This is a genomic window from Mycolicibacterium confluentis (assembly GCF_010729895.1).
Lineage (GTDB): Bacteria > Actinomycetota > Actinomycetes > Mycobacteriales > Mycobacteriaceae > Mycobacterium > Mycobacterium confluentis.
Genome location: NZ_AP022612.1, coordinates 121,040 through 146,385, shown reverse-complemented (window position 1 = coordinate 146,385; position 25,346 = coordinate 121,040). Strand labels below are relative to the sequence as shown.

General features: G+C 66.3%; 25 protein-coding genes. 10 read left to right on the top strand and 15 right to left on the bottom strand.

Annotated elements, in window-relative coordinates:
- Positions 1–40 precede the first annotated feature (40 nt).
- The 5 genes from G6N34_RS00705 to G6N34_RS00685 form a co-directional block, all read right to left on the bottom strand.
- Positions 41–451, bottom strand: a complete 411-nt coding sequence (locus tag G6N34_RS00705) for a heme-binding protein (protein ID WP_085155826.1) — start codon at positions 449–451, stop codon at positions 41–43.
- 180 nt (positions 452–631) lie between these two features.
- A complete protein-coding gene (locus G6N34_RS00700) occupies positions 632–2,707 on the bottom strand; it encodes a RecQ family ATP-dependent DNA helicase (protein ID WP_085155824.1) in 2,076 nt (691 codons plus the stop codon).
- Positions 2,708–2,845: 138 nt separating this feature from the next.
- Positions 2,846–3,904, bottom strand: coding sequence for a 4-hydroxy-2-oxovalerate aldolase (dmpG, locus tag G6N34_RS00695; RefSeq protein ID WP_085155821.1), 1,059 nt, complete (start codon positions 3,902–3,904; stop codon positions 2,846–2,848).
- Positions 3,901–4,818: an acetaldehyde dehydrogenase (acetylating) gene (locus G6N34_RS00690; protein WP_085155819.1), complete on the bottom strand. Its 918-nt coding sequence runs from the start codon at positions 4,816–4,818 to the stop codon at positions 3,901–3,903. The genes dmpG and G6N34_RS00690 overlap by 4 nt, the downstream gene beginning before the upstream one ends.
- A gap of 12 nt (positions 4,819–4,830) precedes the next feature.
- Positions 4,831–5,616 (bottom strand): 2-keto-4-pentenoate hydratase, encoded by a 786-nt coding sequence (locus G6N34_RS00685; protein WP_085155816.1) that lies wholly within the window; start codon positions 5,614–5,616, stop codon positions 4,831–4,833.
- Between the two features lie 74 nt (positions 5,617–5,690).
- On the opposite strand from G6N34_RS00685, the gene kstD reads away from it, so the two are divergent.
- Complete coding sequence (gene kstD, locus G6N34_RS00680; RefSeq protein WP_085155869.1) at positions 5,691–7,373, top strand: 3-oxosteroid 1-dehydrogenase; 1,683 nt, start codon at positions 5,691–5,693, stop codon at positions 7,371–7,373.
- A gap of 1 nt (position 7,374) precedes the next feature.
- The gene (locus G6N34_RS00675; protein WP_085155813.1) at positions 7,375–8,235 is read left to right on the top strand and encodes an enoyl-CoA hydratase ChsH3; all 861 of its coding nucleotides are present in this window, start codon (positions 7,375–7,377) and stop codon (positions 8,233–8,235) included.
- A 90-nt stretch (positions 8,236–8,325) separates the two neighbouring features.
- On the opposite strand, the gene G6N34_RS00670 is transcribed toward G6N34_RS00675, so the two are convergent.
- The 7 genes from G6N34_RS00670 to G6N34_RS00640 form a co-directional block, all read right to left on the bottom strand.
- Entirely contained in the window at positions 8,326–9,186 is an 861-nt protein-coding gene (locus G6N34_RS00670; protein WP_085155810.1) for a type IV toxin-antitoxin system AbiEi family antitoxin, read from the bottom strand.
- Positions 9,187–9,310: 124 nt separating this feature from the next.
- Entirely contained in the window at positions 9,311–10,468 is a 1,158-nt protein-coding gene (locus G6N34_RS00665) for a 17-hydroxy-3-oxo-4-pregnene-20-carboxyl-CoA lyase (protein ID WP_085155807.1), read from the bottom strand.
- Positions 10,468–10,878 (bottom strand): MaoC family dehydratase, encoded by a 411-nt coding sequence (locus G6N34_RS00660; RefSeq protein WP_085155804.1) that lies wholly within the window; start codon positions 10,876–10,878, stop codon positions 10,468–10,470. The genes G6N34_RS00665 and G6N34_RS00660 overlap by 1 nt, the downstream gene beginning before the upstream one ends.
- The gene (locus G6N34_RS00655) at positions 10,860–11,849 is read right to left on the bottom strand and encodes a bifunctional MaoC family dehydratase N-terminal/OB-fold nucleic acid binding domain-containing protein (protein ID WP_085155801.1); all 990 of its coding nucleotides are present in this window, start codon (positions 11,847–11,849) and stop codon (positions 10,860–10,862) included. The genes G6N34_RS00660 and G6N34_RS00655 overlap by 19 nt, the downstream gene beginning before the upstream one ends.
- Positions 11,846–13,009: an acyl-CoA dehydrogenase FadE29 gene (gene fadE29, locus G6N34_RS00650; RefSeq protein WP_085155798.1), complete on the bottom strand. Its 1,164-nt coding sequence runs from the start codon at positions 13,007–13,009 to the stop codon at positions 11,846–11,848. Before fadE29 ends, G6N34_RS00655 begins: the two co-directional genes overlap by 4 nt.
- Positions 13,009–14,013: an acyl-CoA dehydrogenase family protein gene (locus G6N34_RS00645; RefSeq protein WP_085155796.1), complete on the bottom strand. Its 1,005-nt coding sequence runs from the start codon at positions 14,011–14,013 to the stop codon at positions 13,009–13,011. Before G6N34_RS00645 ends, fadE29 begins: the two co-directional genes overlap by 1 nt.
- A 35-nt stretch (positions 14,014–14,048) precedes the next feature.
- Positions 14,049–15,299: a cytochrome P450 gene (locus tag G6N34_RS00640; RefSeq protein WP_085155793.1), complete on the bottom strand. Its 1,251-nt coding sequence runs from the start codon at positions 15,297–15,299 to the stop codon at positions 14,049–14,051.
- A gap of 174 nt (positions 15,300–15,473) precedes the next feature.
- Between G6N34_RS00640 and G6N34_RS00635 the strand changes: the two genes are divergently transcribed.
- The 4 genes from G6N34_RS00635 to G6N34_RS00620 all read left to right on the top strand — a co-directional run bounded on the left by G6N34_RS00635 (position 15,474) and on the right by G6N34_RS00620 (position 19,045).
- Positions 15,474–16,637, top strand: a complete 1,164-nt coding sequence (locus G6N34_RS00635) for a steroid 3-ketoacyl-CoA thiolase (RefSeq protein ID WP_085155790.1) — start codon at positions 15,474–15,476, stop codon at positions 16,635–16,637.
- A 1-nt stretch (position 16,638) separates the two neighbouring features.
- On the top strand, positions 16,639–17,025 hold the full coding sequence (locus tag G6N34_RS00630; protein WP_085155788.1) for a DUF8021 domain-containing protein: 387 nt from the start codon (positions 16,639–16,641) through the stop codon (positions 17,023–17,025).
- An 8-nt stretch (positions 17,026–17,033) separates the two neighbouring features.
- Positions 17,034–17,513: a nitroreductase family deazaflavin-dependent oxidoreductase gene (locus tag G6N34_RS00625; protein WP_085155785.1), complete on the top strand. Its 480-nt coding sequence runs from the start codon at positions 17,034–17,036 to the stop codon at positions 17,511–17,513.
- Between the two features lie 206 nt (positions 17,514–17,719).
- Complete coding sequence (locus G6N34_RS00620; protein WP_085155782.1) at positions 17,720–19,045, top strand: histidine phosphatase family protein; 1,326 nt, start codon at positions 17,720–17,722, stop codon at positions 19,043–19,045.
- Positions 19,046–19,123: 78 nt separating this feature from the next.
- Here G6N34_RS00620 and G6N34_RS00615 read toward each other — a convergent pair whose 3' ends face one another.
- The 3 genes from G6N34_RS00615 to G6N34_RS00605 form a co-directional block, all read right to left on the bottom strand.
- Positions 19,124–19,894 (bottom strand): SDR family NAD(P)-dependent oxidoreductase, encoded by a 771-nt coding sequence (locus G6N34_RS00615; protein ID WP_085155866.1) that lies wholly within the window; start codon positions 19,892–19,894, stop codon positions 19,124–19,126.
- 212 nt (positions 19,895–20,106) lie between these two features.
- Complete coding sequence (locus G6N34_RS00610; protein WP_085155779.1) at positions 20,107–21,012, bottom strand: SDR family oxidoreductase; 906 nt, start codon at positions 21,010–21,012, stop codon at positions 20,107–20,109.
- A gap of 14 nt (positions 21,013–21,026) precedes the next feature.
- The gene (locus G6N34_RS00605) at positions 21,027–21,800 is read right to left on the bottom strand and encodes an SDR family oxidoreductase (protein WP_085155776.1); all 774 of its coding nucleotides are present in this window, start codon (positions 21,798–21,800) and stop codon (positions 21,027–21,029) included.
- Between the two features lie 59 nt (positions 21,801–21,859).
- Here G6N34_RS00605 and echA20 point away from each other — a divergent pair, with 59 nt between their 5' ends.
- Genes echA20 through ipdC form a run of 4 tightly spaced genes read left to right on the top strand, consistent with a single transcriptional unit; the run spans position 21,860 to position 25,315 of the window.
- A complete protein-coding gene (gene echA20 / locus G6N34_RS00600) occupies positions 21,860–22,618 on the top strand; it encodes a (7aS)-7a-methyl-1,5-dioxo-2,3,5,6,7,7a-hexahydro-1H-indene-carboxyl-CoA hydrolase (RefSeq protein ID WP_085155773.1) in 759 nt (252 codons plus the stop codon).
- Positions 22,615–23,502, top strand: coding sequence for a cholesterol ring-cleaving hydrolase subunit IpdA (gene ipdA, locus G6N34_RS00595; RefSeq protein ID WP_085155770.1), 888 nt, complete (start codon positions 22,615–22,617; stop codon positions 23,500–23,502). The genes echA20 and ipdA overlap by 4 nt, the downstream gene beginning before the upstream one ends.
- Positions 23,499–24,245, top strand: a complete 747-nt coding sequence (gene ipdB / locus G6N34_RS00590) for a cholesterol ring-cleaving hydrolase subunit IpdB (RefSeq protein WP_085155767.1) — start codon at positions 23,499–23,501, stop codon at positions 24,243–24,245. Before ipdA ends, ipdB begins: the two co-directional genes overlap by 4 nt.
- Positions 24,242–25,315, top strand: coding sequence for a (3aS,4S,5R,7aS)-5-hydroxy-7a-methyl-1-oxo-octahydro-1H-indene-4-carboxyl-CoA dehydrogenase (ipdC, locus tag G6N34_RS00585; RefSeq protein ID WP_085155764.1), 1,074 nt, complete (start codon positions 24,242–24,244; stop codon positions 25,313–25,315). The genes ipdB and ipdC overlap by 4 nt, the downstream gene beginning before the upstream one ends.
- The last annotated feature ends 31 nt before the right edge of the window (positions 25,316–25,346 follow it).

Sequence of the window (25,346 nt, the reverse complement as noted above, 5' to 3'; positions counted from 1 at the left end):
GTGTGCCCCCACCCGCACTGCGGGTGGGGGCACACGGGCATCAGATCGACTCGAGGGCCTCGATGGCCGTCGACGGCATCACCTGAATGTCGCACTGCGCGTTCAGGTCACGGACCGGCTGCTGGATGATCCGCAGTTCGTCGGCCACGGCCGGGTTCTTCTCGAAATACGCCTCATACGCGGTCTCCGCCTGGTCGGCGGGCTGCTTCGCGATGTCAGTCAACGCCTTATCCGCCTCCGGGTTGGAGGCGAGGTAGTTGCCGACCGACTGCGACACCGAGCTCACGGTGGTCGCAACGGCACTCGCGTTGCAGTTGGCGTCTGTCGCGGTGGTGTCCGGGGCCGCACCAGCCGCGGGCAGCGCGATGGTGGCGCTGGCGGCTGCTCCGAGCAGGCCGCCGGCGAAGATGCCGGCCAGGCCGCGGTACACAGTCGTCTTGGTTGCTCGCATGGGATGCTCCTTGTCGTTTCGTGACTCGATTGGTCCAAGCCACTTCCCCGACCCGACTCCACGCCTACCCGAACACCGCAGCGCCAAACACCTCGCAGGTCAGCGTCGGTTCCGTGATGGCGCGTGTGCGGATGCAGCGCAGTTCCGGCCCGGATCCGCACACGCTGACCTCGGAAGGGCTCAGCTGGTGCTGGCCAGCACCAGCGGCAGCACCTCCGGCACCCCGGCCCGGCGCAGTTGGCGGGCCGCCATCGTCAGTGTCCAGCCGGTGTCCGTCATATCGTCGACCAGCAGGACCGGACCGTGAACATCCAGGTCAGGGCACTCCCAGGACCCGTTCAAGGCCGCCACCCGATACGCCGAATTCGCCGCGGTGACCGGTCGCCGGTCCGGCCGATAGCGCAGCGTGCCCAGATCAGCCAGCCTGCCCACCTGCGCAAGGCGCTGCACCGTCGACGAGATGAGCAGCGGATGGGTCTGCGAATCCAGTCCGATGACCGCGACCGGGCGGGTGGACCAGTTCCAGGCCTTGAGCACCGCGATCGCCGCCTGCACGATGTCGTCGGGCACCTCGCGGTCGGGTTCGGCCAGCAGCTTGCGCAGCCTCGCACCCCAGCCCAGGTCGGTCAGCCTGCCGATGGCTCGGCCGGGGGCAGCCCCGTCGGTGATCCGCCCCGACCACTCCAGCCCCAGCGCCGCGAGCCCCGTCGGCCACTGCTTGCGGGGCGCCACCTCGACACCGGGACGTTGCAGGCGTTCGACCGTCGCGGCCAGCGTCGCCTCATCGACCGCACCCTGGTAGCGCGCACCCGTGCAGTTGTCGCAGCGCCCGCACCGATCGCCAGGTGCCAGCTCGGGGTCGTCGAGTTGGCCGCGCAGAAACGCCATCCGGCAGCCGTCGGTGTTCTGATAGTCGAGCATGGCCTGCTGTTCGCGGCGGCGGGCCGCGTCGAGCGCTCGGTACCGCTCCTCGTCATACGTCCAGGGTTCGCCCGTGGCGACCCAGCCGCCTTTGACCCGGCGCACCGCACCATCGACGTCGAGCACCTTGAGCACCATCTCGAGCCTCGACCGGTTCAGGTCAACCTGACTCTCCAGCGCCGGCGTGGACTGCGGCCTGTCAGTGTCCAGGGCGTGAAGTACACTGCGCACCAGGGTTTCTGACGGAAACGCCACCGAAGCAAAATAGCGCCACACGTCCTGGTCCTCGGTCCCAGGAAGCAGAATCACCTCGGCACTGTCGGTGGCACGACCCGCGCGGCCCACCTGCTGGTAGTAGGCGATGGGCGACGACGGTGCGCCGAGGTGCACCACGAAACCGAGGTCGGGCTTGTCGAAGCCCATACCGAGGGCAGACGTCTCGACCAGCGCCTTAACCCTGTTGCCGAGCAGGTCGGATTCGAGCTGTTCGCGTTCCGTGGTGTCGGTGGACCCGGTGTAGGCCGCCACCTTGTGTCCCTGTTCGGCCAGCAGGGCCGCGACGTCGTTCGCCTGCGCCACCGTGAGTGTGTAGATGATGCCCGACCCGGGCAGTGAATCCAGTTGGGCGGCAAGCCATGCCGACCGCTGGGCTGGATTGCCCGCTTTGACCACCGACAGCCGCAGTGACTCACGGTCCAGGCCGCCGCGCAGCACCAGGGTGTCGCGACCACCCACCCCAAGTTGGGCCGCCACGTCGGTGACGACGCGATCGTTGGCCGTCGCGGTGGTGGCGAGAACCGGTATGTTGGAACCCAATTCGGAGATCAGAGTCCTGATGCGTCGATAATCGGGACGGAAGTCATGGCCCCAGTCCGACACACAGTGCGCCTCGTCCACCACCACGAGACCGGCGTCGGATGCCAGGGCGGGCAGCACGTTGTCACGGAAGTCCGGGTTGTTCAACCGTTCCGGGCTGACCAGCAGAACATCGAGTCCGCCGTCGGCAACCTGCTGATGGATCGCATCCCACTCGGTGACGTTGCCGGAGTTGATCGTGGCTGCCCGGACGCCAGCACGCTCGGCGGCGGCCACCTGGTTGCGCATCAGCGCAAGCAGGGGCGACACGATCACTGTGGGGCCCAGACCCGCGCTGCGCAGCAGTTTGGCCGCGATGAAGTACACCGCAGATTTGCCCCATCCCGTGCGCTGCACGACCAGGGCCTGACGCCGCTGGACCACCAGTGCCTCGATAGCACTCCACTGGTCATCGCGCAGTGTCGCGGTGGGACCGGCCAGTTGTTCGAGTATCGACTGGGCGTGTTCACGGGTGGCCATGAGACCCATCCTGCCGGGTGACTCGGACATGGCGAACCGTGCACCGTCCCCCTACCGCCGAGCGCGCACTGACGTACAGGTTTCGTGCCGGAAACCGTACGTCAATGCGCGCTGACGGGATGTTGACGCGGTGAGGGCTCAGTGCGCGGCGGCGGCCTCGTCCTGCTCGCGCTTGATCTCCAGCGCGATGTCGATCAGCTGATCCTCCTGGCCGCCGATGAGCTTGCGCTGACCCGCGCGGTGCAGCAGTTGGTGCGCGGGCACGCCATAGCGCTCGGACTGGCGGATCGCGTGCTTGAGGAAGCTCGAGTACACACCCGAGTACCCCATGATCAGCGCGTTGCGGTCGAGCAGGCACTCGGCGGGCATCGCCGGGGCGACGACCTCTTCGGCGGCATCCGCGATGTCGAAGAAGTCGATGCCGGTCTTGACGCCGATCTTGTCGAACACGCCGATCAACGCCTCGACCGGTGCATTGCCCGCCCCTGCTCCGAACCGACGGCACGATCCGTCGATCTGCTTCGCTCCCGCACGGACGGCCTCGATCGAATTCGCCACGCCCAGACCGAGATTCTCGTGACCGTGGAAGCCCACCTGCGCGTCGTCACCGAGTTCGGCGACCAGAGCCGACACCCGGTCGGCGACACCTTCGAGCACCAGCGCACCCGCGGAGTCCACGACATAGACGCACTGGCAGCCGGCGTCGGCCATGATGCGGGCCTGCTTGGCCAGCTTCTCCGGCGAGATGGTGTGGCTCATCATCAGGAACCCGACGGTCTCGAGGCCCAGCTCACGGGCGAGCCCGAAGTGCTGGATCGAGACGTCGGCCTCGGTGCAGTGCGTCGCGATGCGGCAGATCGATCCGCCATTGTTCTGGGCCTCCTTGATGTCCTCCTTGGTGCCCACTCCGGGCAGCATCAGGAAGGCGATCTTGGCCTCCTTGGCGGTCTCGGCCGCCAGCTTGATCAACTCCTGCTCCGGGGTCTTGGAGAACCCGTAGTTGAAGCTCGACCCGCCCAGGCCGTCACCGTGGGTGACCTCGATGACCGGCACACCCGCGGTGTCCAGGGCCGCCACGATGGCACCGATCTCATCCTTGGTGAACTGGTGCCGTTTGTGATGCGACCCGTCACGCAGAGACGTATCCGTCATCCGGACGTCCCACATCGGGTTGAAGTAAACCCCGTCGGCGCTCATGCCTGCGCCCCTTCCGAAATCGAAGCACGTTCCCTGGCTATTTCTTCGCCCACCTTGGTCGCCGCGGCGGTCATGATGTCCAGATTTCCAGCGTACGGCGGCAGGTAGTCACCGGCACCCTCCACTTCGATGAAGGTCGTGACGACGTGATTGCCGCCGTTGACCACCGACGGTTCGTCGAACTGCGGTTCGTTGAGCAGCCGGTATCCCGGCACGTAGGTCTGCACCTCGGCCACGACATCCTTGATGGACTGGGTGATCGCGGCGTGGTCGGCGTCCTCGGGGATCGCGGCGAAGATCGTGTCGCGCATGATCATCGGCGGGTCCGCCGGGTTGAGGATGATGATCGCCTTGCCCCGGGCCGCCCCACCGATGTTCTGCACGCCGGCGCTGGTGGTCTTGGTGAACTCGTCGATGTTGGCGCGCGTGCCCGGGCCTGCCGAGGCCGACGACACCGACGCGACGATCTCGGCATACGGCACGTCGACGACACGGCTGACGGCGTAGACGATCGGAATCGTCGCCTGCCCACCGCACGTCACCATGTTGACGTTCGGGGCGTCCAGATGAGCCCGCAGGTTCGCCGGCGGGATCACGCCCGGACCCACGGCGGCCGGCGTCAGGTCGATGGCCCGGATGCCCGCCTCGGCGTACCGGGGTGCGGCATCCCGATGCACATACGCGCTGGTGGCCTCGAAGACCAGATCCGGCAGCTCACTCTGCGCCAGAAGCCAGTCCACGCCCTCGTGGCTGGTCTCCAAACCCAGCTTGCGGGCCCGCGCCAACCCCTCGGACTCCGGGTCGATGCCGATCATCCACCGCGGCTCAAGCCACTCGGAGCGCAGAAGCTTGTACAGAAGATCGGTACTGATGTTGCCGGATCCGACGATCGCGACAGATGCCTTCGCAGCCATATAAACGGCCCCCTACTCGAAACTCAGTCGGACAGAACCTAAACCAGTGAACTCGGCGACGAAATTGTCGCCAGGACGTGCATCTATCGCACGAGTGCAGGACCCCGGGAGAACCACGTCACCGGCTTTGAGACGGACGCCGAAACTGTCCACCTTGCGGGCCAACCAGGCCACCGCGGTGACCGGATTTCCGAGCACCGCATCGCTGCGGCCTTCGGCCACCACCTCGCCGTTGCACGTGAGCACGGCGTCGATTGCGGTGATGTCGATGTCTTTCGGCGACACTCGCTCGGCGCCCAGCACCCAACCCGCCGACGACGCGTTGTCGGCGATCGTGTCGCACAGTTTGATCTGCCAGTTCTTGATGCGGGTGTCGATCAGTTCGATCGAGGGCACGAACGCGGCCGTGGCGGCCAGCACGTCGTCCTCGGTGCAGCCCTCGCCGGGCAGGTCATCGGCCAGAATGAAGCCGACCTCGACCTCGACCCGCGGATACAGGAACCTGCCCGCCTCGACCGGGACGTCCTGGTAGACCTCCATCTCGTCGAGGAGATGCCCGTAGTCGGGCTCATCCACGTTCATCATCTTCTGCATCGCCTCGCTGGACAGGCCCACTTTGTGCCCGACCACCTTGGCGCCGTCGGCGACCCGCTGGCGGATGTTGATCAGCTGGATCTCGTAGGCGTCGACGACGTCGATATCCGGGTTGCCCGCGGTCAGCGGGTCTATCGCGACCTTGGAGCGCTCCGCCTCGGCGAGCGCTGCGGCCAACTCGGCACGCGTCTGAGCATCGAGCATCTTCTGTGAATTCCCCTCACATCTTTGACCGGGCCAGTTGTCCCCAGCCTGGGCAATTCTATAACGTGTTCTACATGACTGTTCAGGAGTACGACGTCGTCGTGGTCGGCAGCGGCGGCGCCGGTATGGTCGCCGCACTCACCGCCGCCCACCAGGGCCTCTCAACGGTAGTCGTTGAGAAGGCCCCGCACTATGGAGGTTCCACTGCGCGGTCAGGTGGTGGCGTCTGGATCCCGAACAACCCGGTCCTCAAGCGCGACGGGGTCAAGGACACCGCCGAGGATGCGCGCAGATATCTGCACGCCATCATCGGTGACGTGGTGCCGGCCGAGAAGATCGACACCTATCTCGAACGCGGTCCCGAGATGCTGGACTTCGTTCTCAAGCACTCACCACTGAAGCTGTGCTGGGTTCCCGGCTACTCCGACTACTACCCGGAGACCCCGGGCGGTAAGGCCAGCGGCCGGTCCGTGGAACCCAAGCCGTTCAACGCCAAGAAGCTCGGCCCCGACGAGAAGGGCCTGGAGCCGCCGTACGGCAAGGTGCCGATGAACATGGTCGTGCTGCAGCAGGACTACGTCAGGCTCAATCAGCTCAAGCGCCACCCGCGCGGTGTGCTGCGCAGCCTCAAGGTGGGCGTGCGCTCGGTATGGGCCAACGCCACCGGCAAGAACCTCGTCGGGATGGGCCGCGCGTTGATCGCACCCCTGCGGATCGGCCTTCAGGACGCTGGCGTGCCGGTCAGGCTCAACACCGCCCTGACCGACCTCTACGTCGAGGACGGAGCGGTGCGCGGCATCTACGTCCGCGACACCACTGCTCCGGAATCTGCGGAGCCGGAGTTGATTCGCGCTCGCCGCGGGGTGATTCTGGCCAGCGGCGGTTTCGAGCACAACGAGCAGATGCGGGTCAAGTACCAGCGTGCACCCATCACCACCGAGTGGACCGTGGGTGCGGCGGCCAACACCGGCGACGGAATCCTGGCCGCCGAGAAACTGGGTGCCGCACTGGAACTGATGGAGGACGCCTGGTGGGGGCCCACCGTCCCCCTGGTCGACGCGCCGTGGTTCGCTCTGTCGGAGCGCAACTCGCCCGGGTCGATCATCGTCAACATGTCGGGCAAGCGCTTCATGAACGAGTCGATGCCCTACGTCGAGGCCTGCCACCACATGTACGGCGGACAGTACGGCCAGGGCTCGGGGCCCGGTGAGAACATCCCGGCCTGGCTGGTCTTCGATCAGCAGTACCGCGACCGCTACATCTTCGCCGGACTGCAGCCGGGGCAACGGATCCCGAAGAAGTGGCTGGAGTCCGGAGTGATCGTCACGGCCCCGACCCTCGACGAACTGGCCGTCAAGGCGGGCCTGCCCGCCGACGAGTTCAAGGCGACGGTCGAGCGGTTCAACGGCTTCGCGAGAGCCGGTGTCGACGAAGACTTCCACCGTGGCGAGAGCGCCTACGACCGGTACTACGGCGACCCGACCAACAAGCCCAATCCCAACCTCGGCGAGATCAACCACGGCCCGTACTACGCGGCCAAGATGGTGCCGGGCGACCTGGGCACCAAGGGTGGCGTGCGCACCGACGTGCATGGCCGCGCCCTCCGCGACGACAACTCGGTGATCGATGGCCTCTACGCGGCGGGTAACGTCAGCTCGCCGGTCATGGGGCACACCTACCCGGGCCCCGGTGGGACGATCGGACCCGCGATGACCTTCGGATACCTCGCGGCGTTGAACATCGCCGGAAAGGCCTGACATGCCCATCAACCTCGACGAAGCCCTCGGAGCGGAACTCGATCCGGTCGAGTTCTCGTGGACCAGCAGCGACATCCAGCTGTACCACCTGGGCCTGGGTGCAGGCGCCGACCCGCTCGACCCGCGGGAACTGCGCTACCTGGTCGACAACACCCCGCAGGTGCTGCCCACCTTCGGCAATGTCGCGCAGAGTTTCCACATGACCGACCCGCCTGCGGTCAACTTCCCCGGCATCGACATCGAGCTGAGCCGGGTGCTGCACGCCAGCGAGGGCATCTCGGCGCCCGGACCCATCCCGCCGTCGGGCACCGCGACCGCCGTCACGAAGTTCACCGAGATCTGGGATAAGGGCAAGGCGGCCGTCATCTGGTCGGAGACCACCGCGACGGCTCCCGACGGAACGCTGCTGTGGACGCAGAAGCGCTCGATCTTCGCGCGCGGCGAGGGCGGCTTCGGCGGCGACCGCGGACCGTCGACCTCCGATGCGCTGCCCGATCGCGCGCCCGACCTCGAACTCGACATCGTCACCCTTCCGCAGCAGGCGCTGCTGTACCGGCTCTGCGGCGATCGCAACCCGCTGCATTCGGATCCCGAGTTCGCCTCGGCTGCAGGCTTTCCCAAGCCGATCCTGCACGGCCTGTGCACCTACGGGATGACCTGCAAGACGCTGGTGGACGCGATCCTCGACGGCGATGCGGCCGAGGTGGCGTCGTACGGCGCGCGGATGGCCGGCGTCGTGTTCCCGGGCGAGACCCTGCGGGTCAACGCCTGGAAGCAGGACGGGGCCTACGTGGGGGCGGTCACCGCGCCCAGTCGCGACAATGCCATCGTGCTGGCCGGCGTGGAGTTCACGCCGCGCTGACGCACTGCTCCCGTTCGTTTTCGCGCCGAGCGTGAAACCAGCCGAACTTTCGCGCGTGAGCGTGAAGCTGGTTTCACGCTCGGCGTCTTTTTATGCGGCGTGGACTGCGCGGGCGCGACGGGACGCGATCGCGTCGCGCACCCGACGCAGGATGTCCTCGGGTTTGTCGTCGGCCGTGACCACGACGACGACCCAATGCCGCCGGCGCAGCATCTCCAGGCGCCGCCGGTCGTAGCTGAACTGCGAGCGCGACGTGCGGTGGTGGTCACCGTCGTACTCGAGCGCGATCTTCAGCTCCTCCCAACCCATGTCGAGATACGCGATGGCGTCGCCGAACTCGTCGAACACCGGGATCTGCGTCTGCACGGGCGGAAATCCCGCGTCGAGGACCAGCAGGCGCAGCCACGTCTCCTTGGGCGACTGGGCACCCGCGTCGACCAGTCTCAATACCCTGCGGGCCCGGCGAATGCCTCGCCGCCCCGTCGCCCGTTCGGCGAGCAGTTCCGCGTCGGCGACATTGAGATCGGTGGCCCGCGCGAGCGCATCCACGGCCGCCACTGCGGTGGAGCGCGGATACCAGCATGAGAGATCGAGCGCGGTGCGCGCGGGAGTGGTCACCGAAACGCCGTCGATGTCGGCGACATCGTCGTCATCCACGCGGTCGCCACGGACGACCACTCCGGCCTGCCGATGCCGGTTGTCGTGGATCAGGTCGACGGGCCGTGCCGCGTCCACCCATCTGCTGCCGTGCAGTGCCGCCGCCGCGAATCCCGCGACGACTCCAATCTGGCCAGACCACAGCCAGGCTGCGATGGCCCGCACCGACGCCGTCACCGCGAGATCGGCAGGCACGTACACGTCGGGGAACAGTCGGACGTACCGACTTGCCAGTTGATACTTCGACATCTGGCCGCTCGCCACGGCGGTGCTGCCGATGAAGGGTCCGGTCATGTCGGCAGTGTGCCGCCGCCCACCGACACACCCGTGGCATCGCCGCCGAACGTGAAGCTGGACGCACTCTGGACGCCGAGCGTGAAGCTGGGTTCACGCTCGGCGAGAAGAGGACCCGCGAACGTCAGCCCAGAATCAGACCCGACGTCGGCACCCCTGTGCCCGCAGTGACAAGGACATGCTCGACGTTCTCGACTTGGTTCACCGACGTCCCACGCAGCTGACGCACACCTTCGGCGATGCCGTTCATGCCGTGGATGTAGGCCTCACCGAGTTGGCCGCCATGGGTGTTGATCGGCAGTCGACCACCGATCTCGATGGCACCGCCGGCGATGAAGTCCTTGGCCTCACCCTTGCCGCAGAAGCCGAGCTCTTCGAGCTGGATCAGCGTGTACGGCGTGAAATGGTCGTAGAGGACGGCAGTTTGGATGTCGGCAGGCGAAAGTCCGCTCTGCTGCCACAACTGCCGGCCGACGAGACCCATCTCGGGCAGGCCCAGTTCGTCGCGGTAGTAGGAGTACATCGTGAACTGGTCGGTACCGGCGCCCTGAGCGGCGGCCTCGATGATCGCCGGTCGGTGCCTGAGGTCCTTGGCCCGCTCGGGGGTGGTGACAACGATCGCCACCCCGCCGTCGGTCTCCTGGCAGCAGTCGAGCAGGCGCAGCGGTTCGGCGATCCAGCGCGAGTTCTGGTGGTCCTCGATGGTGATCGGCTTGCCGTAGAAGTGCGCCTTGGGGTTGGTGGCCGCATGCTTGCGATCCGCCACCGACACCGCGCCGAAATCCGCACTCGTGGCGCCGTATTCGTGCATGTACCGCCGAGCGATCATCGCGACCGACGCCGCCGGCGTGCTGAGCCCGTGCGGGTACGACCAGCTGTACTCCACGCCGCGCGAGTCCGCGTTGACCGTCAGACCCGTCATCACCTGGCCGAAGCGGAACTCCGAGCGTTCGTTGAACGCGCGGTAGGCGACGACGACCTCCGCCACGCCGGTGGCGACCGCGAGCGCGGCCTGCTGCACGGTCGCCGCGGCGGCGCCTCCGCCGTAACCGATCTGGCTGAAGAACTTCAGTTCGCCGATGCCGGTCGATCGCGCGACGGCGGTCTCCAGGTTGGAGTCCATCGTGAACGTCACCAGGCCGTCGACGTCCGACGGCTTCAGGCCCGCGTCGTCGAGTGCGTCGAGCACGGCTTCGGCGGCCAGGCGCAACTCGCTGCGCCCGGAGTTCTTCGAGAAGTCGGTGGCCCCGATACCGGCGATGGCAGCCTTGCCGGAGAGCATCAGTTGTCCCCCAAAGTCAGTGCGGCGGTGGCGATGACATGGTCACCAAGGCTGTTCGAGCCGGTCACCTTGACCGTCACCAGATCAGCGTCGACGGCCGTGACCTCCCCGCGGAACGTCACGGTGTCGTAGGCGTACCAAGGCACACCGAGGCGAAGACCGATCGACTTGATCCGCGCCGACGCGCCCGCCCAGTCGGTCAGGTAGCGCTGCACCAGGCCGGTGTCGGTGAGGATGTTGACGAAGATGTCCTTGGACCCCTTGGCCTGCGCCTTGTCCCGGTCGTGGTGCACGTCCTGGTAGTCGCGGGTGGCGATCGCGGTGGAGACGATGAACGTCGGGTCGCCGTAAATGGCCAGTTCGGGCAGTGTGGTGCCGACTTCGATCGTGGTCATGCCTTGGGCTCCCATGCGTACAGCGTCCAGGCCGGACTCACATCACTGTCCGGGAAGTCGATGTAGGTGGCGCGCACCGGCATTCCGATCGAGACCTTGTCGGCCTCGACGTTGCGCAGTTCGCCGAGCATCCGCACACCCTCCTCGAGTTCGACGAGTGCGATGACGAACGGCAGGCTGCGACCCGGCACCTTCGGCGCATGGTGCACGACGTAGCTGAACACCGTGCCGTTCCCGGAGGCGACGACGTAGTCGATCGCCTGATCCTTGTCCTGCCAGACGGCAGGAACCGGCGGGTGCTGCAGCGTGCCGTCTGGGCGACGCTGGATGCGCAGTTCGTGGGCGTTCACGCCGTCCCAGAAGAACTGCGAGTCCCTCGACGACGAGGGGCGCATGAGCTTGTCGGGATCGAGATCCTCCGGAACCGAGTTGATTCCCCGGTCGCTGCGCTCCTGCCCGCCGGAGGGCTTCTTGTCCTCCTGGGGCCTGAACTTCATGATGCGCCAGTTCATCTCGGCGACGGTCTCGTCGTCGGCCGTCGTCCACGTGATGAGCTGGTTGATGAAATAGCTCTCCCCGAGCGCGGTCTGCTTGGGACCCACGATGTCGGTGATCTCGGCGTTGATCGTGAGCTCTTCGCCCGGTTGCAGGTACCGGTGGTAGGTCTGCTCGCAGTTGGTGGCGACCACGCCGACAAACCCGGCGTCGTCGAAGAGCTTCATTGCCTGCGACAGCGGATCATCCTCCGAGCGGCCCTGACCGAGGCCGCCCATGGTCCACACCTGGATCATCGCGGGCGGTGCCACGATGCCCGGATGTCCAGCGGCCTTCGCGGCCTCCTGGTCGACGTAGATGGGGTTCCTGTCGCCGATCGCGTCGACCCAGTGGTGAATCATCGGCTGATTCACCGGGTCTCGACCGGCGCGCGGCTCACTCCTGTTGTCGGCCTTGACCCGTTCGATCCCTGCCTGCAGATCCTCGCTCACCGCGGCACCCTCGGAACCTTGAGCCCAGAGGCGGCGATCATCTCGCGCATGACCTCGTTGACTCCGCCACCGAAGGTGATGACGAGGTTGCGTTTGGTCATCTTGTCGAGCCATTCGAGCAGCTCGGCGGTGTGTGGGTCAGCCGGGTTGCCGTGCCCGCCGACGATCTCCTCCGCGAGTCGGCCGACTTCCTGAATCCGCTCGGTGGAGAAGACTTTCGTGGCCGCGGCGTCTGCGACGGCGATGGTCTCCCCCGACGCGGCGACCTGCCAGTTGAGCAGTTCGTTGATCCGCCAGATGGACTTGATCTGTCCCAGCAGGCGCTGCACGTCCGGCTGGTCAAGGGGGGTGACACCGTTCGAGCCTGGCGTGGCCGCCCATTCGTGCACCTGGTCGTAGATGCCGGCCATCCGGCCGGCGGGGCCCAGCCCGACGCGCTCGTGGTTGAGTTGCGTGGTGATGAGCCTCCAGCCGCCGTTCTCCTCGCCGACCAGCATGTCGGCGGGCACCCGAACGTCGTTGTAGTAGGACGCATTCGTGTGATGGGCACCGTCGGACAGGATGATCGGAGTCCATGAGTAGCCGGGATCCTTGGTGTCCACGATCAGGATCGAGATGCCCTTGTGCTTGGCGGCACTCGGGTCCGTGCGGCAGGCCAGCCAGATGTAGTCCGCGTCATGCGCGCCTGTGGTCCACATCTTCTGCCCGTTGACGATGTACTCGTCACCGTGCCGGACGGCCGTGGTGCGCAGGGAAGCCAGGTCGGTGCCGGCCTCTGGCTCGGAGTACCCGATTGCGAAATGGACTTCACCGGAGAGGATTCCGGGCAGGAACTTCTTCTTCTGCTCCTCCGTGCCGTGCACCTGCAGGGTGGGTCCCACGGTCTGCAGCGTGACCATCGGCAACGGGATGTCGGCGCGGTTGGCCTCGTTGATGAAGATCTGCTGCTCGATCGGGCCGAAGCCCAGGCCGCCGTACTCCTTGGGCCACCCGACACCGAGCTTGCCGTCGGAACCCATGCGCTTGATGACGGTGCGGTAGGCCTCGTTGTGCCGGTCCGACTCCATCGCCTTGGCCTCTTCGGGCGTGACGAGCGTCGAGAAGTACTCCCGCAGTTCGGCTTGCAGCGCGCGCTGCTCCGCCGTCAGGTCGATGAACATCAGGCTCCCACCAGATCGAGACGATGAACGGGGCCGCCCAGCAGTCGGGTCAGGTCCTTGATAGAGGAGAAGTAGCGGTCCATCGGGTACGTGATGTCCATGCCCATACCGCCGTGCAGGTGGTGGCACAGCCGCATCGCGGGCGCGGCCTGCGAGGTGAGCCAGTACCCGAGGATGGTCAGATCTTCAGCGGCGTCAAGTCCTTCGGACAACCGCCACACCGTCGAGGTCGACAACAGCGAGATCGTGCGGGACGCGATGTACACCTCGGACAGTTGCGCGGCCACCGTCTGGAATGTCGACAGCGGCCTGCCGAACTGCTCGCGGGTGGCGACGTAGTCCGCCGTCAGGCGCAGCGCGCCGGCCACCAGACCCGCGGCGAAGGCGCCGACGGCCGCCAGGGCCAACTGGTTGACGCGTGCGGGGGTGGCCTCAGCGAGGACGTCCTCGTCCGGCACCGCGACGTCGGTGAAGGTGAGCACGAACTCGTCGGAACCGTTGGACGTCGGCGTCTTGGTGATCGACAGTCCGTCGGCATCCCCGGCGACGACCACCACACCGGTGTCGGCGGTGACCAGAATCCATTGGGCTTTATCCGCATACGGCACACCGATTTTGGTGCCGTTGAGCCGTCCACCGCTCAGGGTGGTCGCCGGCTCGTCCGGCAGCGGGGCACCCGGTTCGTTGAGGGCCGCGGTCAACACGGCACCCTTGGCGACGTTTGCCAGGTACCGGTCCTGCTGCTGCTCGGTGGCCAGATCCAACAGCGGGATCAATCCGAGGCCGAGGGTGGCCAGGGCAGGGCTGACGGTTCCGTGCCTGCCGATCTCGGTCAGCGCCGTGGCCACGCCGGGCAGTCCGACGTCGTCGCCACCGAGGCGCTCGGGCGCCCCGAGGGCGGTCACGCCGCCGTCGACGAGGGCCTCCCACGTGTTGTCACGTCCCAACACAGACGTGACCACGTCGGCGACTGCCTGCTGCGCCGGGTCTGGAGTGAAATCCACCCGAATCCTCCTTGATTCGTTCGCCGGTGCAGAGATTACTGCGCGGCGGCAGTCTTGCCCGTGTAATCCATCTGCCAGTGCTTGATCCCGTTGAGCCAGCCGGACTTCAGTCGCTCAGGGTCCCCGATCGGCGTGAGGTCGGGCATCACGTCGGCGATCGCATTGAAGATCAGGTTGATCGTCATCCGGGCCAGGTTGGCGCCGATGCAGTAGTGCGCGCCCGTGCCACCGAATCCGACATGCGGATTCGGGTCACGCAGGATGTTGAAGGTGTGCGGGTCCTCGAAGACCTCTTCGTCGAAGTTGGCCGACCGGTAGGACAGCACCACACGCTGCCCCTTCTTGATCTGCACGCCACCGAGTTCAGTGTCCTCCAGGGCGGTGCGCTGGAATGCCGAGACCGGGGTGGCCCAGCGGACGATCTCGTCGGCCGCGGTGGTCGGCCGTTCCTTCTTGTAGAGCTCCCACTGGTCCGGGTTCTCCATGAAGGCGATCATGCCGTGGGTGGTCGAGTTGCGGGTCGTCTCATTACCGGCGACCGCCAGCATGATGACGAAGAAGCCGAATTCGTCGTCGGAGAGCTTCTCACCGTCGATGTCGGCCTCGATGAGCTTGGTGACGATGTCCTCGGTCGGGTTCTTGGCCCGTTCCTCGGCCATCTTCATGGCATAGGTGATGAGCTCAAACGACGACATGGCCGGATCGATGTCGGCGTACTCGGGATCCTCGCCGGCCGTCATCTCGTTGGACCAGCGGAACAGCTTGTCGCGGTCCTCCTGCGGCACCCCGAGCAGGTCGGCGATGGCCTGCAGCGGCAGTTCGCTGGCGACCTGCTCGACGAAGTCGCCGGAGCCCTGAGCCAGGGCGGTTTCGGCGATCCTGCGGGCGCGGGCCCGCAGTTCGTCCTCGATGCGTCCGACTGCGCGCGGGGTGAACCCACGGGAGATGATCTTGCGCAGCCGGGTGTGCTGCGGGGCGTCCATGTTCAGCAGCACGGCCTTCTGCAGGTCGATGGCCTCGCGCGTCATCTCCTGCGGCCACACCGGGATGGCACCGTCGGGCGAGCTGCCGAAGACCTCGCTGTTCTTGGACACCTCTTTGACGTCGGCATGCCTGGTGACGATCCAGTAGCCCGGGTCGCCGAAGCCGCCGGTTCCGCCGGGCACGTCGACCCAGTGGACAGGCTCAGACTTACGCAGTTCGGCGAGTTCCTCGACCGGCAGGCGCTCAAGGTTGAGGTTGGCGTCGAGTGGGTCGAAGTCGCTGGGGATGTTCGGGCTGGCCATGTGCACTCCTCGTGTCCGCTGGTGGCGTGAAAGGGCCGTCTCTGCGGCCGATGCCACCTGATACGACGTGGTCTAGTTCCGATTGCGACCATTGAAACACGGCTCGACCGCAGATCAAAGGCAGTGTCGCATCGTCGCTTGTCAGAGTAATGAAACGTGTTCTAGCCTGACGTCATGGGTAATCCTGTCATCGTCGAAGCCACCCGCAGCCCGATCGGCAAGCGCAACGGCTGGTTGTCGGGCCTGCACGCCACGGAACTGCTGGGCGGGATCCAGAAAGCGGTGGTCGAGAAGGCCGGGATCGACGCCGGCGCTGTCGAACAGGTCATCGGCGGGTGCGTCACCCAGTACGGCGAACAGTCCAACAACATCTCCCGTGTGGCCTGGCTGACGGCGGGTCTCCCGGAGCACGTCGGTGCGACGACGATCGACTGCCAGTGCGGCAGTGCGCAGCAGGCCAATCACCTGATCGCCGGCCTGATCGCCACGGGCGCGATCGACATCGGCATCGCGTGCGGCGTCGAGGCCATGAGCCGGGTCGGCCTGGGCGCGAACGCCGGGCCGGACCGATCGCTGATCCGCGCATCGTCGTGGGACATCGACATGCCCAACCAGTTCGAGGCCGCCGAGCGCATCGCCGCGCGTCGCGGCATCACCCGCGCCGACCTCGACGCCTTTGGGCTCGCGTCCCAGCTCAAGGCCAAGCAGGCGTGGGCCGAGGGCCGCTTCGATCGAGAGATCTCCCCCCTCGAAGCGCCCGTGCTCGACGAGAACAAGCAGCCCACCTCCGAACTCGGCACCGTGAGCCGCGATCAGGGACTGCGGGACACCACCCTCGAGGGACTCTCGTCGCTCAAGCCGGTGTTCGAGGGCGGCCTGCACACCGCGGGCACGTCATCGCAGATCTCTGACGGCGCCGCGGCGGTGCTGTGGATGGACGAAGACAAGGCCAAGGCCTTGGGCTTGAAGCCCCGCGCCCGCATCGTCGCGCAGGCCAACGTCGGCGCCGAGACGTATTACCACCTCGACGGCCCGGTCCAGTCGACGGCCAAGGTGCTCGAGAAGGCCGGCATGAAGATCGGCGACATCGACCTGGTCGAGATCAACGAGGCCTTCGCGTCGGTCGTGCTGTCGTGGGCGCGGGTGCATGAGGCCGACATGGATCGGGTCAACGTCAACGGCGGCGCCATCGCGCTGGGCCACCCGGTCGGTTCGACGGGTGCGCGCCTGATCACCACGGCCCTGCATGAGCTTGAGCGCAGCGATAAGAGCACCGCGCTGATCACGATGTGCGCCGGCGGCGCCCTGTCAACCGGCACCATCATCGAGCGGATCTGACATGTCCGCCGCCGTTTCCGATGCCGAACGCATTGCCGCGGCGCGCTCGTACATCGAAGCTCTGGCCAGTCACCAGGCAGACGATGTGCCGTTCGCGCCCGGTTGCGAACGCATCGAGTTCGGCGTCAAGACCGGATTCTCGGGGAGTCACCTACGCCGCAGCCTGAACGGCGGCCCGCAGTACCGGGTGATCGAATCCGTGAGCGCGCCGGAGTTCACGGTGTCCGGTGACGAGGTGCGCGCGAAATTCGAATTGAAGACCAAACCGTCGCTCGCCGGACGTAAGGTGGGCGCGCGGGTCGACGAGGTGTTCTTGATCCCTGCCTCGGGCGAGGCGGCACAGATCCACCACATCCGCGCGAAAGTCCGCCCGTTCATCACACGTTAGGTTTCGCCATGGCCGATACACCCCGCCCGCTCAGCGCCAAGCAGGTCGAGCGTCTGAACGCGAAATCCACAGGCACGGCCATCAAATGGATGTCACGCATCCAGACCTTCCTGTTCAAGAAAACCAACGGCAAGTTCGCGAACAAGTTCCTGCGCGGGGCCGAGGTCGGAATCCTCACCACGATCGGACGCAAGTCCGGCGAACCGCGCGACAGTCCACTGCTGTTCCTGCAGGAGGGCCGGCGCATCGTCCTGGTCGCATCCCAGGGTGGCCGGGCCACCAATCCGATGTGGTACCTCAACCTCCAGGCCAACCCCAACATCACGTTCCAGACGAAGAGCGACAAGCTCGAACTTGTGGCCCGCGACGCCACCGACGCCGAACGCGACGAGTACTGGCCCAAGCTGGACGCGATGTACCCCGACTTCGTCAACTACCGGTCCTACACGGACCGCAGGATTCCGATCGTCATCTGCGATCCTGCCTGAGTCACATCCCGCTTTCCGGTCCCCCTTGGTGAAACATCAAGGGGGACCGTTCTTTTGTGGCAGCTCCTCCCACTTAGCCGGTCGATGGGCGCCGATTCACCACCCCGATACAGGACACTTCTCCGATCTTGTACAGTGATCCAGCGCACACCCAGCAGGCCTGTGTGAGCTGACGCATATCGGGGGACGTAGTGGATGGAGAATTGATGCACGACCAGCCGAAACCGGGCCGTCGCACTGCCCGTACAGCCGTATTGGCGACGCTGACGGCGATTACCCTGGTGGTCCTGGCGGCAATCCCGGCAGGTGCCATGACCGTGACGTTCATCAGGCACGGCGAATCAGAGGGCAACGTCTCGGACTACATCAGCACCACCGTTCCGGGCCCGGGACTGACTCCGACGGGCCAGGAGCAGGCTCTAGCCGTGTCGGACAAGCTCCAAGGACAGGGCATCAATCCGCTGACCTTCGACAATCTCTACGTCTCCACCATGATTCGCACCCAGCAGACCGCGGCTCCCCTGGCGGACGAGCTGGGTAAGACCCCCGTCATGATCGGCCGATTCAATCCTCTCGATCCGCAATCACCGGCGGGAATCCAGGAGATCTACGCCGGAATCTTCGAGAACACCTCGCAGGTGAGCGGCATCGGCCGCGTGGTCTACGGTCTCATGCCCCTGGGCTGGGCCCTGGGCCTGCGGTTCCTGCGCATCCCGGGCGCCGAGGACGGCAACGAGTTCGACGCCCGCGTCGACGCCGCACTCGAGCAGATGGGCGAAGACGGCGACGTCAACAACGACGGCCAGATCAACGCCGCGGCCTTCTCCCACGGCCTGACGATCATGGCCTGGACCCTGATGAACGTCGACAATCCCAACCTGGGTCTGTTCTTCACACACTCGCTGAAGAACACCGACATCGTCGTGGTTGAGAAGAACGGCGAAGGTGGCTGGACGCTGAAGAGCTGGGCGGGGCAGGAGGTCGGCGAGGCCAATTACCTGACCAAGATGCTGGTCAACGTGCGGGATCTGATCGTCGCCCCACAGACCGCGCTCTACAACATGCGCCAGCCGGTGTTCGATCTCGACGGCAAGGCAATCGCCGAGACCGCGGCCCAAGGCGTCCGCGACGTCGGCGATGCGACAGTGAAGTTCGTCAAGGATTCGATCACCGACACCCTCGACGAGATCCGCAGGCACTTCGTCCCGCAGTCGCCGGCAGCCACCCTGACCACCAGATCGACTGCGCCCGTGGAGGATACGCTGACCACTGCCAGAGAAGCCCGGACCAGCATCGCCAAGGAGTTGGATGCCGCACGGTCGGAGTTCGCGGCCAAGCGCGCCGAGCGCAAGGCCGAGGCCGACGCGAAGCGGACCGCCCAGCGGGATCGGATTCGCGCCTCGGTCAACGAGATTCGCGACAACGTCAAGCAGTCGCTCACGGACGCGCGCGACGGCATCAGCAGGAACCTCGACAAGACGGCCAACTCCGGCAGCAACGGCGGCGACGCCTCTGCCAGGGACGCCGCCTGAGGACGTAAGCCACCACGAAGCGCGTCGGCCCCCTCGTCATCGAGGGGGCCGATTGCCTTTCCGGCTCGCGTGAGTCTCTCAGCCCGCGAGGATCCCGCCGTCGATCGGGTAGATGCCGCCGGTGCAGTAACGGGAGCGGTCTGAGACCAGGTAGACCAGCAGGTCGGTGACCTCCTGCGGCTGCGCGATCCGTGGGATCGGCTGGCTGGCCATCCATTCGTCGAAGTCGAAGTACGGATTCTCGGCCATGATCACCTTCTCTTCGTCGAGCATCGGCGTGTCGACGGAGGAGGGGGCGATGGCGTTGACACGAATGTTGTCCGCGGCGTACGTCAGCGCCGCGGACTTGGTGATTCCGGCAACGCCCGCCTTGCTGGCGACATAGCCGGCGTAACCCCAGGTTCCCTTGACGCCGAACACCGACGAGATGTTGACGATCGCGCCGCCGCCAGCACGCCGCATTGCCGGGATGACCGCCCGCATACCGCGGAACACGCCGGCCAGGTTGATGCCGATGACCTCGTCCCAGTCCTCGTCGCTGAGCAGATCGACGGGGGCGCACTGCACCACACCTGCGTTGTTGACCAGGATGTCCACGGAACCGTACTGCTTCTCCGCCGCCTCGACCGCGCTCGCCCAGTCCGCACTCGAACGAACATCGAGGTGGAGGTACGTCGCCTTCTGGCCTGCGCTCACGATCTCCTCGGCCACGGCCGCGCCGAGCTCGTCACGGATGTCGGTGATCACGACGTTGACCCCGAGCGCAGCGAGTTCGCGCGCATGGGACGCGCCCTGCCCGCGGGCGCCGCCGGAGATCAGGGCTGTTTTGTTGGCGAGGTCTTCAAACAACTTGGTGCTCCATTTCTGCTGGTGAGATGGGTGCAAGCGGACCGCACCCACCCCCTGGGACGGCCTGTTCTCCACCAATCCCAAAGTTGGTCACTTGACATGATCGCATGATCACCTAGAGCGCGCCTGCTGACCTATGCGTCGCAGAAAAGCCTCGGCCCCCTTGATGACAAGGGGGCCGATGGCTTCGTCGTTGAGGAGTGCCGAGCGAGTTATGCGCCGTACACGGGGACCGCGGGCCTCGCCTTGGCCAGCAGATCGGTGACCACCGGACCCAGTTCGGCCGGATCCCAGCGGGCACCCTTGTCGATCTGCGGGCCGTGCGCCCAACCCTCGGCCACTCGGATCTTGCCGCCCTCGACCTCGAACACCTGGCCGGTGACATCACGAGATTCGACGCTGCCGAGCCACACCACGAGCGGCGAGACATTCTCCGGCGCCATGGCATCGAAATCCGCACCCTGCGTCGCCATCATGTCGGCGAAGACCGTCTCCGTCATGCGGGTGCGCGCCGACGGCGCGATGGCGTTGACGCTGACGCCGTAGCGCCCCATCTCGGCCGCGGCCACCAGAGTCAGAGCCGCGATGCCGGCCTTGGCCGCGCTGTAGTTCGCCTGTCCGACGCTGCCCTGCAGGCCCGCGCCCGAACTGGTGTTGATGATTCGGGCGTCAACGGTGTGGCCCGCCTTCGACTGAGCGCGCCAGTAGGCCGCGGCGTGCTTCATGGTGGCGAAGTGCCCCTTGAGGTGCACAGCGGTGACGGCGTCGAACTCCTCCTCGGAGGTGTTGGCGAACATCCGGTCCCGCACGATGCCTGCGTTGTTGACCAGAACGTCCAATCCACCGAAGGTGTCCACCGCGGTCTGAATCAACGCCTCGGCCTGCCCCCAGTCGGCGACGTTAGAACCGTTGGCGACGGCTTCACCACCCGCAGCGACGATCTCGTCCACAACACCCTGCGCGGCGCTGCCGCCGCCCGCGGGCGACCCGTCCAGGCCCACGCCGATGTCGTTGACCACGACTCGGGCACCTTCAGCGGCGAACGCGAGCGCGTGCGCGCGCCCGATGCCGCCACCGGCGCCCGTGACGATGACCACGCGGCCGTCGAGAAGTCCCATGTGAGTGTGTCTCCTTACTTGATGTCTGCGGTTGTCGTCGCAAGGTAGTGCGGCGGTTCGCCGCCACCGTGCACCTCGAGGGATGCACCGCTGATGTAGGACGCCGCGCCCGAGGCGAGAAATGCTGCGGCCCAACCGACGTCGGCCGGCGTGGCCAGCCTGCCGAGCGGCACATTCTTGGAGATCGCGGCGATCGAGTCGGCGTCGCCGTAGAACAGTTCGGACTGCTCGGTCTCGACCATGCCGACCACGACGGAGTTCACCCGGACCTTGGGAGCCCATTCGACGGCCAGTGTGCTGGTGAGGCTGTCCACCCCGGCCTTGGCGGCACCGTAGGCCGCGGTGCCGGGGGTGGGCCTGCGACCACTGACGCTCGAGATGTTGATGATCGACCCACCGGTGTCCTGCTTCTGCATCACCTCGTTGGCGTGCCGGGCAACCGAGAGCGGACCGAGCAGGTTGAGTTCGATGATCTTGGTGCTGAACTTGGCCGACGCCTCGGATGCGGCCACATACGGCGACCCGCCGGCATTGTTCACCACGACGTCCAGTCGGCCGTGCGTCGCCACGACGGTCTCGATCAACGCCGCGACCGAATCGTCGTCGCGCACGTCGCAGGAGTGGAATTCATACGGCAGGCCCTCGACCGGACGACGTGCACACGTCACCACGGTGGCACCCTGACCGGCGAAGACGGCGCTGATGCCGGCCCCGACCCCGCGGACGCCGCCGGTGATCAGAACCACCCGACCGTCCAGTTGCAGATTGATTCCAGCCGCGTCAGTCACTGTGCTAGCGTACCAAGCAAGTGCTTGCTTAGGTAGCGACCCCTCCAGGAAGTGACTCGATGACGATCACCACCACGACAGTCGAACCGGGCATCGTCTCGGTCACCGTCAACTACCCGCCGGTCAACGCCATCCCGTCGGCCGGCTGGTTCGAACTCGCCGACGCCATCACCGCAGCGGGCCGCGACCGCAGCACCCACGTGGTGATCCTGCGGGCCGAGGGCCGTGGCTTCAACGCGGGTGTGGACATCAAGGAGATGCAGAACACCGAGGGCTTCACCGCGCTCATCGACGCCAACCGCGGCTGTTACGCGGCCTTCAAGGCGGTCTACGAGTGCGAGGTCCCGGTGGTCGCCGCCGTCAACGGCTTCTGCGTCGGAGGCGGCATCGGTCTTGTCGGAAACGCTGACGTGATCGTCGCGTCCGATGACGCCAAATTCGGTCTGCCCGAGGTGGAACGAGGCGCCCTCGGCGCTGCCACGCACCTGTCCCGCCTGGTCCCCCAGCACCTCATGCGTCGACTGTTCTTCACCGCCGCGACCGTGGACGCCGCGACCCTGCACCACTTCGGGTCGGTGCACGAGGTGGTGCCGCGCTCCGAACTCGACGAGTCCGCACTGCGCGTGGCCCGCGACATCGCCAGCAAGGACACCCGCGTGATCCGTGCCGCCAAGGAGGCGCTGAACTTCATCGACGTCCAGCCCGTCAATGCGAGATACCGCATGGAGCAGGGCTTCACATTCGAACTCAACCTGTCCGGTGTCTCCGACGAGCACCGCGACGCCTTCGCCGGAACCACGAAGGGCGACAAAGCATGACGGACAAACGCACGACGCTCGATGAGGCAGTCGCCTCGATCGAGAGCGGCATGACGATCGGCATCGGCGGCTGGGGGTCTCGACGCAAGCCGATGGCCCTGGTGCGGGCACTGCTGCGCACCGACGTCACCGACCTGACCGTAGTCACTTATGGCGGACCGGATCTCGGCCTGCTGTGCTCGGCCGGGAAGGTCAAGCGCGTGTACTACGGCTTCGTCTCACTGGATTCGCCGCCGTTCTACGACCCGTGGTTCGCCAAGGCCCGCACGTCGGGCGCGATCGAGGCGCGCGAGATGGACGAGGGCATGCTGCGCTGTGGGCTGCAGGCCGCCGCACAGCGGTTGCCGTTCCTGCCGATCCGTGCCGGCCTCGGCAGCGATGTGCGGCGCTTCTGGGGTGACGAGCTCAAGACCGTGCGCTCGCCCTACCCCACCGGCGACGGATACGAGGAACTGATCGCCATGCCCGCGTTGAACCTGGATGTGGCGTTCGCGCACCTGAACATCGGTGACGTCCGCGGGAATGCGGCCTACACCGGGATCGACCCGTACTTCGACGATCTGTTCCTGATGGCCGCCGAGCGGCGCGTGCTTTCGGTCGAGAAGGTGGTCTCCACCGAGGAACTGGTGAAAGCCGTTCCGCCACAGGCACTGCTGATCAACCGGATGATGGTCGACACCGTGGTCGAGGCGCCGGGCGGTGCCCACTTCACCACCGCCGAACCCGACTACCGCCGCGACGAGAAGTTCCAGCGGCATTACGCCGAGGCGGCCGGTTCCGAGACGGGCTGGGCCGAGTTCGTCAAGACCTACCTGTCCGGCAGCGAGGCCGACTACCAGGCCGCTGTCCGGGATTTCAAGGCTGCTCAGGAGGCTTCGAAGTGATTTCCGCCAGTCGTGCTGAGGTGTGCACCGTCGCGTGCGCCGAACTGTTCCGCGATGCGGGCGAGATCATGGTCAGCCCGATGACGACCATCGTGTCGATCGGCGCCAGGCTGGCCCGGTTGACCTTCTCCCCCGACATCGTGCTCACCGACGGTGAGGCCCGACTGATCGCCGACACCCCGGCGATCGGTGCCTCCGCCGCGATCGAGGGGTGGATGCCGTTCGGGCGGGTCTTCGAGACGTTGTCGTGGGGGCGGCGCCACGTCGTCATGGGCGCCAACCAGATCGACCGGTTCGGCAATCAGAACCTGTCGGCCTTCGGCCCGATCCAGCACCCCACCCGGCAGATGTTCGGCGTGCGCGGCGCCCCGGGCAACACGATCAACCACGCCACCAGCTACTTTGTGGGCAACCATTCCACGCGTGTGTTCTGCGACTCGGTCGACATCGTGTCCGGCATCGGCTGGGACAAGGTGGATTCGGAGAATCCGGCCTACCGGTTCGCGAACATCCACCGCGTGGTGTCCAACCTCGGCGTGTTCGACTTCAACGGGCCCGACCACACCATGCGCGCGGTGTCCCTGCATCCCGGCGTCGAGCCGGATCAGGTCGCCGAGAACACCTCATTCGAGGTGCACGGTCTCGACGAGGCCGAAACGACAAGGCTTCCGTCTGAGCGCGAGCAGGAGCTGATCGCCGAACTCGATCCGAAGGCGTTGCGCGACAAAGAAGTGCGCGCATGACCAAGCTCAAGACCGCGCTGACTGAACTCGTCGGAATCGAACATCCGGTGGTGCAGACCGGCATGGGCTGGGTGGCCGGTGCACGGCTTGTGTCGGCGACGTCGAACGCGGGCGGACTCGGCATCCTCGCGTCGGCGACGATGACGCTCGCGGAACTGCAGGCCGCCGTGAGCAAGGTCAAGGCGGCCACCGACAAACCCTTCGGCATCAACATCCGTGCCGACGCCGGCGACGCCAACGAGCGCGTCGACCTCCTGATCCGCGAAGGAGTCAAAGTCGCCTCCTTCGCCTTAGCTCCCAAACCGGATCTCATCGCCAAGCTCAAAGAGGCCGGCGTCGTGGTGATCCCGTCTGTGGGTGCGGCCAAACACGCCAAGAAGGTCGCCGGCTGGGGCGCCGACGCCGTGATCGTTCAGGGCGGTGAAGGCGGAGGCCACACCGGACCGGTCGCCACCACCCTGCTGCTGCCCTCGGTGCTCGACGCCGTCGCCGACACCGGCATGCCGGTCGTGGCCGCGGGCGGGTTCTTCGACGGGCGCGGATTGGCCGCGGCGTTGTCCTACGGCGCGGCAGGCGTCGCGATGGGCACGCGGTTCCTCCTCACGTCGGACTCCACCGTCCCCGACGACGTGAAGCGTCGATACCTCGAGTCCGGCCTGGACGGCACCGTGGTGTCCACCCGCGTCGACGGGATGCCGCACCGGGTGCTTCGTACCGGCCTGGTCGAGAAGCTCGAGAGCGGATCTCGTGTGCGCGGGTTCAGCGCCGCGATCGGCAACGCGCAGAAGTTCAAGAAGATGACGGGTATGAGCTGGCGTTCGATGGTCAGCGACGGTCTGGCGATGCGGCACGGCAAGGACCTGACCTGGTCGCAGGTCGTGATGGCGGCCAACACTCCGATGCTGCTCAAGGCGGGTCTGGTCGAGGGCAATACAGACGCGGGCGTGCTGGCATCGGGCCAGGTCGCGGGCATCCTCGATGACTTGCCGTCGTGCGCTGAGTTGATCGACACGATCGTCGACGACGCGATCCGTCACCTGCGGTCGGCGGCCGCCAAAATTTCCGACTGAAGCAGAGGGCTTCATTTTGACATAATGAAGC

Excerpts from the sequence above, each read along its gene's own strand:
- dmpG (WP_085155821.1), bottom strand. The coding sequence starts at position 3,904 with ATGAGCGCCGACGGGGTTTACTTCAACCCGATGTGGGACGTCCGGATG.
- G6N34_RS00705 (WP_085155826.1), bottom strand. The coding sequence starts at position 451 with ATGCGAGCAACCAAGACGACTGTGTACCGCGGCCTGGCCGGCATCTTC.
- G6N34_RS00685 (WP_085155816.1), bottom strand. The coding sequence starts at position 5,616 with ATGCTCGATGCTCAGACGCGTGCCGAGTTGGCCGCAGCGCTCGCCGAG.
- G6N34_RS00625 (WP_085155785.1), top strand. The coding sequence starts at position 17,034 with ATGGCCGATACACCCCGCCCGCTCAGCGCCAAGCAGGTCGAGCGTCTG.
- G6N34_RS00610 (WP_085155779.1), bottom strand. The coding sequence starts at position 21,012 with ATGGGACTTCTCGACGGCCGCGTGGTCATCGTCACGGGCGCCGGTGGC.
- G6N34_RS00630 (WP_085155788.1), top strand. The coding sequence starts at position 16,639 with ATGTCCGCCGCCGTTTCCGATGCCGAACGCATTGCCGCGGCGCGCTCG.
- fadE29 (WP_085155798.1), bottom strand. The coding sequence starts at position 13,009 with ATGTTCATCGACCTGACGGCGGAGCAGCGCGCGCTGCAAGCCGAACTG.
- kstD (WP_085155869.1), top strand. The coding sequence starts at position 5,691 with ATGACTGTTCAGGAGTACGACGTCGTCGTGGTCGGCAGCGGCGGCGCC.
- G6N34_RS00620 (WP_085155782.1), top strand. The coding sequence starts at position 17,720 with ATGCACGACCAGCCGAAACCGGGCCGTCGCACTGCCCGTACAGCCGTA.
- G6N34_RS00665 (WP_085155807.1), bottom strand. The coding sequence starts at position 10,468 with ATGCTCTCCGGCAAGGCTGCCATCGCCGGTATCGGGGCCACCGACTTC.
- echA20 (WP_085155773.1), top strand. The coding sequence starts at position 21,860 with ATGACGATCACCACCACGACAGTCGAACCGGGCATCGTCTCGGTCACC.
- G6N34_RS00690 (WP_085155819.1), bottom strand. The coding sequence starts at position 4,818 with ATGGCTGCGAAGGCATCTGTCGCGATCGTCGGATCCGGCAACATCAGT.
- ipdA (WP_085155770.1), top strand. The coding sequence starts at position 22,615 with ATGACGGACAAACGCACGACGCTCGATGAGGCAGTCGCCTCGATCGAG.
- G6N34_RS00700 (WP_085155824.1), bottom strand. The coding sequence starts at position 2,707 with ATGGCCACCCGTGAACACGCCCAGTCGATACTCGAACAACTGGCCGGT.
- G6N34_RS00660 (WP_085155804.1), bottom strand. The coding sequence starts at position 10,878 with ATGGGAGCCCAAGGCATGACCACGATCGAAGTCGGCACCACACTGCCC.
- ipdC (WP_085155764.1), top strand. The coding sequence starts at position 24,242 with ATGACCAAGCTCAAGACCGCGCTGACTGAACTCGTCGGAATCGAACAT.
- G6N34_RS00640 (WP_085155793.1), bottom strand. The coding sequence starts at position 15,299 with ATGGCCAGCCCGAACATCCCCAGCGACTTCGACCCACTCGACGCCAAC.
- G6N34_RS00635 (WP_085155790.1), top strand. The coding sequence starts at position 15,474 with ATGGGTAATCCTGTCATCGTCGAAGCCACCCGCAGCCCGATCGGCAAG.
- G6N34_RS00675 (WP_085155813.1), top strand. The coding sequence starts at position 7,375 with ATGCCCATCAACCTCGACGAAGCCCTCGGAGCGGAACTCGATCCGGTC.
- G6N34_RS00670 (WP_085155810.1), bottom strand. The coding sequence starts at position 9,186 with ATGACCGGACCCTTCATCGGCAGCACCGCCGTGGCGAGCGGCCAGATG.